The organism is Mesorhizobium sp. M0626, assembly GCF_040320665.1.
Taxonomy (GTDB): Bacteria; Pseudomonadota; Alphaproteobacteria; order Rhizobiales; family Rhizobiaceae; genus Mesorhizobium.
This window is the reverse complement of record NZ_JAMYQD010000027.1, coordinates 65130-76079: the sequence shown is the minus strand read 5'-3', so window position 1 is coordinate 76079 and position 10950 is coordinate 65130. Positions and strand designations below refer to the sequence as shown.

9 protein-coding genes are annotated in these 10950 nt (G+C 63.8%); 2 read left to right on the top strand and 7 right to left on the bottom strand.

Annotation, left to right across the window (positions count from 1 at the left end; genetic code table 11):
• Positions 1-87: 87 nt before the first annotated feature.
• Positions 88-1191 carry a saccharopine dehydrogenase family protein gene (locus tag NKI37_RS28345; RefSeq protein ID WP_023715718.1) on the bottom strand — a complete coding sequence of 368 codons (1104 nt, stop codon included), beginning with the start codon at positions 1189-1191 and terminating at the stop codon, positions 88-90.
• Positions 1192-1341: 150 nt separating this feature from the next.
• Between NKI37_RS28345 and NKI37_RS28340 the strand changes: the two genes are divergently transcribed.
• A complete protein-coding gene (locus tag NKI37_RS28340) occupies positions 1342-1770 on the top strand; it encodes an Lrp/AsnC family transcriptional regulator (RefSeq protein WP_023672167.1) in 429 nt (142 codons plus the stop codon).
• A 179-nt stretch (positions 1771-1949) separates the two neighbouring features.
• Here NKI37_RS28340 and NKI37_RS28335 read toward each other — a convergent pair whose 3' ends face one another.
• From NKI37_RS28335 to NKI37_RS28315, 5 genes are all read right to left on the bottom strand, one after another.
• On the bottom strand, positions 1950-3983 hold the full coding sequence (locus NKI37_RS28335) for an aldo/keto reductase (protein WP_023742034.1): 2034 nt from the start codon (positions 3981-3983) through the stop codon (positions 1950-1952).
• A 29-nt stretch (positions 3984-4012) separates the two neighbouring features.
• A complete protein-coding gene (locus NKI37_RS28330) occupies positions 4013-5092 on the bottom strand; it encodes an ABC transporter ATP-binding protein (RefSeq protein WP_023834532.1) in 1080 nt (359 codons plus the stop codon).
• 13 nt (positions 5093-5105) lie between these two features.
• On the bottom strand, positions 5106-5942 hold the full coding sequence (locus tag NKI37_RS28325; RefSeq protein ID WP_023745910.1) for a carbohydrate ABC transporter permease: 837 nt from the start codon (positions 5940-5942) through the stop codon (positions 5106-5108).
• 13 nt (positions 5943-5955) lie between these two features.
• Positions 5956-6816: a carbohydrate ABC transporter permease gene (locus NKI37_RS28320; RefSeq protein ID WP_023745911.1), complete on the bottom strand. Its 861-nt coding sequence runs from the start codon at positions 6814-6816 to the stop codon at positions 5956-5958.
• 286 nt (positions 6817-7102) lie between these two features.
• Positions 7103-8371, bottom strand: coding sequence for an ABC transporter substrate-binding protein (locus tag NKI37_RS28315; protein ID WP_023685055.1), 1269 nt, complete (start codon positions 8369-8371; stop codon positions 7103-7105).
• 106 nt (positions 8372-8477) lie between these two features.
• On the opposite strand from NKI37_RS28315, the gene NKI37_RS28310 reads away from it, so the two are divergent.
• Entirely contained in the window at positions 8478-9347 is an 870-nt protein-coding gene (locus NKI37_RS28310; protein WP_023672161.1) for a helix-turn-helix domain-containing protein, read from the top strand.
• 192 nt (positions 9348-9539) lie between these two features.
• Here the strand turns inward: NKI37_RS28310 and NKI37_RS28305 are convergent, their stop codons facing one another.
• Positions 9540-10928 (bottom strand): HAMP domain-containing sensor histidine kinase, encoded by a 1389-nt coding sequence (locus NKI37_RS28305; protein ID WP_023692904.1) that lies wholly within the window; start codon positions 10926-10928, stop codon positions 9540-9542.
• Positions 10929-10950: the final 22 nt, after the last annotated feature.

Here is a 10950-nt window from a genome sequence, read left to right as displayed (position 1 = left end):
GCGGCGCTCACCCCCACCCCGGCGCGCCATCTCCGCTTCGCTCCGTTGGGCCGCCGACCCTCCCCACAAGGGGGAGGGTGAAGTAGCTCAGCTTGCCAGCCGGCTTACCATCTCGTGCTGCGCATAAGCGCGCCCAAAACGGTTGGCGAGAAACGCATCCAGCGCGATGTTTTCCTGCTTGACGAAGCCGGTCGCCGGCAAGGTGCCGTCGGCCAGCATGTCGAGCACGGCGCAGATGCCGGAGGCGGTGGTGATCTGGATTGCGCTGCGCACCTGGTTGCCGATGCGCTGCGAATAGATCTTGTTGGCGTAGGTTTCCTGCAGCAGGCGGCCATTGCGGCGGCCCGAGACGGTGACGAAGACGATGACCACATCCTGCAGCGTTGCCGGCAGGGCGCTTTCGAAGATATCCTTCAGCACGTCGCGGCGGTGGCGCAGGCCGAGATCGTTGAGCAGCGCCTTCATGATCGCCGCGTGGCCGGGATAGCGGATGGTGCGGTAGTTCAGCGTGCGCACCTTGCCCTTCAGCGTCTCGGCCAGCGTGCCGAGACCGCCGGAGGTGTTGAAGGCCTCATAGGTGACGCCGTCGAGCGAGAACTCTTCGCGCTCCTCCAGCGGCGGCACCTCGATCAGCTCGCCCTCGACGATCGCCTCGCAGGGTTCGCAATATTCGTTGATGACGCCGTCGGTGCTCCAGGTCAGATTGTAGTTCAGCGCATTGGACGGGTATTGCGGCAGCGCGCCGACGCGCATGCGAACGCTTTCCAGCGTGTCGAAGCGGCTGGCGAGATCATTGGCGACGATCGAGATGAAGCCCGGCGCCAGGCCGCATTGCGGAATGAAGGCGCTGTTGCCCGACTTGGCCAGCTCCTTGACGCGGCGGGTCGAGACGACATCCTCGGTCAAATCGAGATAGTGCACGCCGGTGGCGGCGGCCGCTTCGGCGATGCGCGTGGTCAAATGGAAGGGGGCGGCGCTCAGCACGGCGAAGGCGCCGGCAAGGGCGGCCTCGAGTGCGCCCGGCGCTGCGATATCGAGCTCCAGCCCCTCGACGCCGGCGGGAAGTTCGGCCGCGGCAAGCTGCGCCGCCGCACGGTCGATAACGGTGACGTGGTAGTCGCCGCTGTCGGCGAGCATGCCTGCAATGGTCGAGCCGATCTTGCCGGCGCCGACGACGATGATTTTCTTCATGACCTTGCCCCTCGTGAAAACTCTTTGGCCCAGACCGCCGCGCGGTGGACGCTATGCCTTCAAGAATCGCAGCTTGCCTGTCGAAAGGAAGCGTGGGATCGTTCGAAATGAACCCTGCAGTTGAACGATACGCCGACGAGGTTCGTCGAAATGCTCAGTGACGCCGAACAAAAACTGCTTTCCCTGCTGCGCGCCAATGCCCGCGCATCGACCACTGAGCTGGCGCGCCAGCTCGGCGTTTCGCGCACGACGGTGCAGAGCCGGATCGAGCGGCTGGAACAGCGCGGCATCATCACCGGCTATGGCGTGCGGATGGCGCCGGACTACGAGCAGGGGCTGGTGCGGGCGCATGTGCTGCTCACCGTCACGCCCAAGCTCGCCGACAAGGTGGTGCGGGCGCTGCAGGCGCTGCCGCCGGTGAGGACGCTGCATTCGGTGAGCGGCAATTTCGACATGATCGTCATCGTCGACGCGCCGTCGATCAGGGATCTGGATGCGTTGCTGGACGAGATCGGCGCGATGGACGGGGTCGAGCGGACGTCGTCGTCGATAATTTTGTCGACCCGGATTGATCGGTAGGTGGGACGCATGAGCTGCTAATCTCCCCCCTTGCGGGGGAGATGGCCGGCAGGCCAGAGGGGGTCGGTTCGACTGGGCTCGGCCTACCTGCCGCTGCAGAAGGAGGTTAGCGCTCCACGCGAGGCGACCCCCTCTGTCGCCTTCGGCGACATCTCCCCCTCAAGGGGGGAGATTAGCTGCTAAGCCCTGCGCCGTTCCGGCCCGCTATCCAGCCACGCCACATCCTCCGCCGACAGCTTGATATCCAGCGCCTTCAAACTGTCCTCCAACTCGTCCAGCGTGCGCGGGCCGATCAACGGCACCGACGGAAAAGGCTGCGCCAGCACATAGGCGAGCGCGATGTGGATCGGACTTTTGCCCAGGCGCTGCGCCAGCTCGATGGCGCGGTCGCGGCGGCCGAAATTTTTCTCGGAATACCAGACCCGCACCAGCTCCTCATTGTCCTGCTTGTCGCGGCCGGCGCGGTCGGTGAAGAAGCCGCGGCCCTGGCTCGACCAGGCGAAGTTGGGCATCTGCCTTTTCGTCAGCCAGGATTTCCAGTCGTCGGTGGACGAGGTGATGCAGCCGGCCCAGATCGGTTCCAGCATCTCGGCCAGCGAGAAATTGTTGGAGAGCACGCCGGGCTTCTGCTTGCCGGTGCGCTCGGCATAGGCAATCGCCTCGTCCATGCGCGCCATCGTCCAGTTCGAGCCGCCGAACGGGCCACGGATGCGGCCGGCCTTGACCTCGGCGTCCATCGCATCGACGAATTCGCCGACCGGCACATCCGGGTTGTCGCGGTGCATGAAATAGAGGTCGACATGGTCGGTCTGCAGCCGGTCCAACGACTGGGCGAGCTGCTTGCCGATGACATCGGGATAGCAGAGCGGCGAGTGGGCGCCCTTGGCGATGATCACCGACTGCTCGCGCACGCCGCGATTCCTGAGCCACTGGCCAAGCAGCGTTTCGGTGTAGCCGGCGCCGTAGACATAGCCGGTGTCGAACAGATTGCCGCCGGCCTCGAAGAAGGCGTCGAGCAGGATTGCGCCCGACGAGAAGGTGCGGAAATCCTCGAAGCCGAGCGCCACCACGGAGGCCGGCTTCGACAGGCCCGGAATCTTGCGCTTGCCAATGGCCGTGCCGCCGGTGCGCAGCGGCCGGCCCGAAATGGTGTTGGTTCGCTTAGCCGGCTTTTCGATCTCATATTCGAGCCCGACGGCGGCGCGCCATCTGTCGAGGACGCGCAGCGTGCCGAGGCTGTCGGCCCAGCTCATGCCCGGCCAGGCGAACTCCTGTTTGCCGGCCAGGATCGCCTCGCCGGCGGCGTCGACCTCGAAGGAATAGAGATGGCGGGTTTCGTTGACGCTGATGGTATCGCGCGTGTCGTCGGCGAGGATTACATCGATCCGGCCAGGGCCGCCATCGCGGTTGCCGCCGCCGGCGAACCAGAAATCCGGCACTTCGATGCGGCCCTTGGTGCCGAGGATGCGCAGCACATTGTCCTGTTTGAGCGAGATGCTGCAGGATACCTCGGCGACGATGCCACCGGGAAAATGCAGCAGCGCCGAGGCCCATTCGTCGACGCCGGACTTGCCGAGATGGGCGGTGCCGACAACCTTGTCCGGCTCGGCGAAGGGTTTTCCAGTCGCAGCCCCGGCAATCAGCCGCACCATCGAGACGGGATAGCCGCCGACATCGAGGATGCCGCCGCCGGCGAGATCGTTGGCGTAGAGCCGGTGCTCGGGCATGAAGCCCGGCATGGCGAAGCCGAAGCTCGACTTCATCAGCCTGACATCGCCGATGACGCCCGACTTGATGAGTTCCACCAGCTTCGCCGTCTGCGGGTGCAGCCGGTACATGAACGCTTCGCCGAGGAAGGTGCCGGCCTTGCGCGCAGCATGGATCATGGCGTCGGCCTCGAAGGCGGTCAGCGCCAGCGGCTTTTCGCACAGCACATGCTTGCCAGCTTCCGCCGCCTTGATTGCCCATTCGGCATGGCCGGGATGCGGGATGGCGATATAGACGGCATCGACCTCGGGGTCGGCGAGCAGCGCGTCGTAACCGTCGAGGATGCGGGCGCCGGGAAACGTCTCGGCCAAGCCTGCCTTGCCGGGATTGCGGGCGCCGAGCGCCACGATCGTGCCGGTGCGCGAGCCTGCCACGCCGCGGGCGAACGCTTTGGCGATGTCGCCGGGCCCGAGTATCCCCCAGCGGATGGGCGCGGTTGCAGTCATGGTCATTCTCCTTGCAAGGCTGGAAGCGCTCAGCGCAGCCGCTGGCCATTTTCATCGAACAGATAGGATTTGCGGATGGACACGGTGATCTCCTGGGTGTCGGGGACCTTTGCCGCGTCGCGCTGGATCACCAGGTCTTCGCCATGGGCGGTCCTGGCATAGATGAAGCTGGTGCCGCCGAGATGCTCGACCACGTCGATGCCGACTGTGAGGTCGGCGTCGCCTTCGCCGCCATTGCCGAAATGTTCGGGCCGCACGCCGACAATGACCTTGGCTCCTGTTTCTGGCACGGCGCCGGTCAACGGTTGCATAATGCGGGTCTTTTCCTCGCCCACCAGCTCGACGGTGACGCTGCTCGTGTTGCGCCCGACGACGCGGCCCTTGATGAAATTCATCTTCGGCGAGCCGACAAAGCCGGCGACGAACTGGTTGTCGGGATTGTCGTAGAGATCGAGCGGCCGGCCGATCTGCTCGACATGGCCACCGCGCAGCACGACGATCCGGTCGGCCAGCGTCATCGCTTCGGTCTGGTCGTGGGTGACATAGATCATCGTCGTACCGAGCTCCTTGTGCAGGCGCGAGATCTCGACCCGCATCTGGACGCGCAGCTCGGCGTCGAGATTGCTCAACGGCTCGTCGAACAGGAAGACTTGCGGTTCGCGCACGATGGCGCGGCCAATGGCGACGCGCTGGCGCTGGCCGCCGGACAATTGCCTCGGCCGCCGCGCCATCAACTCTGTGATGCGCAGGATTTCGGAGGCCCGCTTCACCCGCCGCTCGGTGTCCTCCTTGGGGTTGCCGGTCATCCTGAGGCCAAAGCTCAGATTCTGCTCGACACTCATGTGCGGGTAGAGCGCGTAGGACTGGAACACCATGGCGATGCCGCGCTCGGCCGGCTCGACATCGTTCATCACCTTGCCGCCAATGGCGATCTCGCCGCCGCTGATATCCTCCAGCCCGGCGATCATCCTGAGCAGCGTCGATTTTCCACAACCCGACGGGCCTACGAAGACGACGAACTCGCCATCGGCGATATCGATGTTGGCGTCATGGATAATCTCATAGACGCCGAAGCGTTTTACGACATTGGTGAGGGTGACTGCCGCCATATCGCTGTTGTCCCTACTTGACGGCGCCGGCGGCGATGCCGGCGATGAAATGGCGCTGCAGCAGCACGAAGACGACCAGCATCGGTACGGTCAGCATGACGGCGCCGGCCATGATGCCCCCCCATGAGACCTTGGTCAGGCCGATCAGCGTGCCGAGCGCCACAGGGGCCGTCATCGCGCCGGGCTGGCTGTTGATCAAAAGCGGCCAGAGATAATTGTTCCACGAGGCGAGGAACAGAATGATGGCGAGCGCCGCCAGCATCGGCCGCGCCAGCGGCAAAGCGACGAACAGGAAGATACGCCATTCCTTGACGCCTTCGACTCGCGCGGCGTCGAAAAGGTCGGCCGGCATCATCGAGAAAGCCTGGCGCATGAACAGCACGCCCAGCGAATTGAACAAGGGTGGCACGATCAACGCAATCCAGGTGTTGGCGAGCTGGAAGTCGCGCGCCACCATGATGAATTGCGGGATCAGCACCACCGCATAGGGCAGCGTGATGGTGCCGAGGATGATCGCCACCACCGCGCCCTTGCCGAAGAACTGATAGCGGGCGAGCGCCCAGCCGGCCATCGAGGTCAGCAGCACCGAGAAGAAGGTGTAGGTCACCGCCACCGCCACCGAAATACCGATAGCGCCGATGAAATTGGTGTCGCGCTGCAGGTTGTTGAAATTGTCGACGAAATTGCCGTGCGGCAGAAGCTCGATGCCGGGGCTGAAAATGCCGTTATCGGGCATGGTCGAAAACACCACCATCATCCATAGCGGAAACAGCCAGATCACCGCCAGCGGCGTCAGGACCAGATGCAGCAGGACGCTGCGGCCGAGCCGGCGTTGCGAGAGCGAACTCATTTCGGCGCCCCTCTCATTTCGGCTCTCGTGTCAGCCACAGCTGCACCAGCGTGATGGCGATTGCCAAGCCCGCCATGGTGTAGGCGACGGCCGAGGCATAGCCGAAATTGAGCGAACGGAAGCCCTGGCGGTAAAGCAAGAGGCCGAGCGTCTCGGTGCCGCCGCCGGGACCGCCGCGCTCGGTGATCAGGAACGGTTCGGTGAAAAGCTGCATGGTGCCGATGATCGACAGCACGGCGCAAAACACGATGACCGGCTTGAGCAGCGGCAGCGTTATGTAGAAGAACTGCTTGAGCTTGCTGACGCGGTCGAGCGTCGCCGCCTCATAGACATCCTCGGGGATCGACTGCAGGCCGGCGAGCAGGATGATGGCGTTGTAGCCGGCCCAGCGCCAGGTCACCGCGATCATGATCAGCGCCATGGCCGGTGTGACGTTGGAGAACCAGTCGATCTTGGACAGGCCGACGCCGGCGAGCAATTTGTTGATGATGCCGAAATCGAGATTGAACATCAGCCGGAACACGGCGGAATAGGCGACCTCGCCGACCACCACCGGAGCGAAGAAGGCGAAGCGGTAGAGGCCACGTGCTTTCAGCAGCGGCGAGTTCAGCAGCACCGCCATGACGATCGCCAGCGAGATCATCACCGGCACCTGGATCACGAGGATGAGCAGCGTGTTCTTCAGCGCGTTGAAGAAAGCGGGGTCGCCGATCAGGCGGCCCCAGTTGAACGTCGGCGCAAAGCGCCAGGGCACCGTGCGCGTCGCCTGGAAGGAAATCATGAACGAGGAGATGATCGGCCACACCCAGAAGATGGCGAAGATCAGGAGGTAGGGCGTGAGGAAGCGATAGGCCGTGGCGTTCTGGTAGCGCATAGTTCCTCCTCCTTCCTCTTTCCCGGCTGATATCCGGCGTGTTGTTAGCCGGCGTCAATTATTAAGGCTTGGCGCCGCCCCTCATCCCCCTGCCGGGACCTTCTCCCCGTATAGTGACGGGGAGAAGGGGCTTGTTGGGACGCCGCCGGCGATTGGCGAAGTGTTGGGCGAGAGCGTCCCCCTCTCCGTCACTATACGGGGAGAGGATGCCGGCAGGCAGGTGAGGGGCAGCGCCAACGGTCCGGCAAATTGCCCTATATCTGGCCCGCCATAATCACCGCCTTGGTCACTTGATCGGCAGTCCCGTCGCCGAAGCGATCTGGCTGGCGGCGTCGTCGAGGGCGGCCTTGGCATCGGGATAGCCGCCGCCGAGATATTTGGTCTGCACGGCGCGCATGATGATTTCGGCGTCGCTCTGGAACGGCGTGCCGCGGCTCGGCACCACCTTGGGCAGCGTGGCGAGAATGTCCTTCCACACTGCCTGGCCGCCCCAATAGGGCAGGCCCTGCGAGACGTAGGGGTCGTCGAGGGCCGAGATCAGTGACGGCACCAGGCCGAAATCCCTGAGCATGGTGATCTGGCCTTCATTGGTCTCGAGCGTGTATTTCAGATAGGCGTAGGCGGCCTCCTTGTTCTTCGAGGCTGAGGTGATGGCGAGCGACGAGCCTCCGAGATTGGCGGCGCGCGGGCCGTCGGCGGTCAGGCTCGGCATCAGATAGACACCCCATTTGCCGTTTTCGCCGGCGGATTCGGTGCGGATGGTGCCCTCATACCAGCCGCCATAGACCTGGGTGGCGACGGTGCCGGCGGTGTTGTTGGTGATCTTGGTGCCCCAGTCGGCCGACGAGATGATGCCGGCGTCCTTCATGTCCTTGATCTTGGCCAGCGTGTCGACGCATTTCGGCTGGTTGACGGTGATCGACTGCCCATCGGCGGCGAAATAGCCGCAGCCCTGTTCGTTGGAAATCATGCGGAAGAATTCGGTGTCGCCGTTGAAATCGGCATTGGTCATGGTGACGCCGGGATTGGCGGCCTGGACCTTCTTGCCGGCGGCGATGAAATCGTCCCAGGTCTTGATCGAGGCCGGATCGACGCCGGCCTTCTCGTAGAAGTCGCGGCGGTAGAAGGCGGCGACTGGGCCGGAATCCCACGGCATGGCATAGGCCTTGTCGCCGACCTCCAATTCGGTGCGCTTGAAATCCGGGAATTTCTTCTGGTCGTCGGCGGTGTAGCCCAGCGTGTGCAAATCGACGAAGCAATCGGGGAACTGGCTCCAGTAGTTCTCGGCCTCGCCGTTTTCGATCGAGACGATATCGGGCAGGCCGACGCCGCCGGCCGCACAGCCGGCGATCGACTTGTCATAGGTCGGCTGGTTGCCGAGATCCTGAACGGTGACCTTGACGTCGGGATGCTGTTTGTTGAAGCCGGCCACCGTCGCCTTCAGCGACGAAGCGGCGATATTCCAGCTCCAGATCGTGATTTCGCCGGACTGCGCCAAAGCCGGGGTTGAGCCCAGGCCAAGCGCCAGCGCGGCACAGATCAGTGTCGTGCGCATTGAAATCCTCCCATTTCATTTGCTCTCTCTTCGCGAGCATGGCTAGACTAGGCGGCGCGGAAGGCTTGTCCCTGACAACGGGAATAAAAGATGGGCGGAAAGTAAGATGCCGGAACGGCCGTTTTACCAGCCTGGCGCCAGCAGCGTCGAAGGCCTGCCGATGGCTTTGCAGATGTTTCACAACCATCCGCTGGTGATGCTGAAGCCGCACTGGCATGCCCAGGTCGAGGTCAATTTCATCGTCCGCGGCAGCGTGCATTACCGCATGAACGAGCACGAGATCTCGCTGTCGGCCGGCGACATGTGCCTGTTCTGGGGCGGGCTGCCGCACCAGATGGACGATCTCTCCGACGACGCCATCTATGCCGGCGCGCATCTGCCGCTGGTGCATTTCTTCCGCCTGCATCTGCCGACGGATGTCCGCCACAGGCTGATGACCGGCGCCACGCTGGTGACATCGGCGACCGACCAGGCCGACCATCACAATTTCGAGCGCTGGAACCGCTATTTCCGCTCGGGCGATGCGGCGATAACCGAGCACGCCGTGAACGAGCTGCTGCTGCGGTTGGAGCGGGTGCGCTTCGAGCCCTACCGGCTGGTGCCGGAAACCGCCATCGGCCAGGAACCCGGCGGCCCGTTCGACCAGCAATCGTTGCGCAATGTCGGTCGCATGTGCGACTTCATCGCCGAGAATTTCCTCTACGACATAGACTGCGTCGACATCGCGGCGGCGGCCGACATCCATCCCAAATACGCCATGAGCATTTTCAAGAAATCGACCGGCATGACGCTCAACGAATATATGAATCTGCTGCGGCTGAGCTACGCGCAGGCGCTGCTGATGCATGAAGACGCCAATGTGCTGCGCGTCGCCATGGATTCAGGCTTCGGCTCGCTCAGCGCCTTCAACAAATCCTTCCGCAAGCTGGCAGGGATGTCGCCCTCGGATTTTCGCCGGGGTGCGGTGGGCCGATAGGTTCAACGGTCATCTTGATCAACCCGCAGCCGTTCCGGGTGGAAACATGTGCAAGGCTAATCGCGACCGCCTTTGTCGGATGCGATCATCAACTTGGAGAAAGTTGTCAGCGACTTGGCGTTTCATGAGCGCCTTCCCCCACTCCGTCGCTGCTTCGCTCGACGGAGTGGGGTCGACCTGGCTCTGGCGTTGTCATTTCAAGCCGGGACCGGTGCCCTCCGCCCGAGGAAACCCGACAATTACCGCCAGCCCAGGCCGGCGATCCTCCAGCGCAATCGTTGCACCATGCAGGTCGGCGATGGCCCGCACAAGGCTGAGGCCCAGGCCGCTGCCGGGCGTGGTGCGGCTGGAGTCCAGCCGGTAGAGCCGCTGGAACACTTTTTCGCGCTCCTGCGCCGGGATGCCGGGGCCATTGTCGGCGACCTCAGCCAGAATGCGGTCGCCTTGCCGCCGCACCGATAGAAGGATTGCCGTGCCATCGGGGCAATGCCGCAGCGCGTTCTCAACCAGATTGGCAAACAATTGCGTCAGCAGGTCGCGGTCGCCGTGGACCAGGCATGGGGTGCCGTGGACGATCGTGGCCGACAGCGACTTGCCGTCATCCTCGGCGACACCGGCGTAGATTTCGGCAATGGCATCGATGACGCCGGTGAGGTCGAGATCGACAAAGCGCGACTTGCGGGCGCCGGCCTCGATCTGGGCAATACGCAACAGCGCATCGAAAGTATCGTTGATCTGCAGGCTTTCCCCACGTGCCTCCGCCAGCTCATCGGCAACGGCCTCACCCCGCGCGGTCCTGTCGGCCGCAGCTTCCAAAATCATCTGCAGCCGGTTGAGCGGCGTCTTCAGATCATGCGCGATGTCGGCGCTGACCTGGCGCATGCCGTCCACCAGCGCCGCCAGCCGCTCCAGCGCGGCGTTGACCTGGCGCGAGACGCCGTCAATGTCGTCGCCATTGCCGAGCAGTGGAATGCGGGCGTCGAGCCGGCCGTTGGAGACATCGTCCATGGTGGTGGCAATGCCGTCGAGGCGACGCTGCACACGCGACGCCAGCAAGGCGCCGCCAGCCACCGCCAGCCCTGAAATGATCAGGGTGGCCCAGCCGAAGCTCATCAAAACGATGCGTTCCAGCTCCTCGGTTTCGGAGAGCGAGAAGGCGATTGTCAGGCTGTTGGGCCCGACCGAACCGGTCCAGGCGCGGTACATAGTGTCCGGCGCAACGCCTGGCAGGGAAGCGGCAAAATCCGAAAAGCCATCGGGAAGGTCGGCGGCGGTGAAATTCCCGGCCAGGCGATTGCCGGCGGGATCGGTGAGCGAGAACAGCTGTTCCTTGCTCGGGCTGAGCGCGGCGTGGCTGTCGACTGCCGAAACCAGATCCTCCCGGTCGTTTCCGGCATAGGTCACCGCCACGACCGAATAGGTCTCCTTGACCGACTGGTCGAGCTGCTCGGCAAGATCCGCGCTCATCAGCTGGTAGACGATGGCGCCTGACAGGATGAAGGCGAGCACGAACAGCAAGGCGAAGGTCAGGGCCAGCCGAAACGGCGTGCTGCGCAGCAGGCGAGAGCCTGTCTCAGTCATAGTGCGTTTCAGTCATGGCAAG

Coding starts and splice junctions, on each gene's coding strand:
- NKI37_RS28340 (WP_023672167.1), top strand. CDS start 1,342: ATGCTCAGTGACGCCGAACAAAAACTGCTTTCCCTGCTGCGCGCCAAT.
- NKI37_RS28320 (WP_023745911.1), bottom strand. CDS start 6,816: ATGCGCTACCAGAACGCCACGGCCTATCGCTTCCTCACGCCCTACCTC.
- NKI37_RS28345 (WP_023715718.1), bottom strand. CDS start 1,191: ATGAAGAAAATCATCGTCGTCGGCGCCGGCAAGATCGGCTCGACCATT.
- NKI37_RS28325 (WP_023745910.1), bottom strand. CDS start 5,942: ATGAGTTCGCTCTCGCAACGCCGGCTCGGCCGCAGCGTCCTGCTGCAT.
- NKI37_RS28335 (WP_023742034.1), bottom strand. CDS start 3,983: ATGACTGCAACCGCGCCCATCCGCTGGGGGATACTCGGGCCCGGCGAC.
- NKI37_RS28330 (WP_023834532.1), bottom strand. CDS start 5,092: ATGGCGGCAGTCACCCTCACCAATGTCGTAAAACGCTTCGGCGTCTAT.
- NKI37_RS28305 (WP_023692904.1), bottom strand. CDS start 10,928: ATGACTGAGACAGGCTCTCGCCTGCTGCGCAGCACGCCGTTTCGGCTG.
- NKI37_RS28315 (WP_023685055.1), bottom strand. CDS start 8,371: ATGCGCACGACACTGATCTGTGCCGCGCTGGCGCTTGGCCTGGGCTCA.
- NKI37_RS28310 (WP_023672161.1), top strand. CDS start 8,478: ATGCCGGAACGGCCGTTTTACCAGCCTGGCGCCAGCAGCGTCGAAGGC.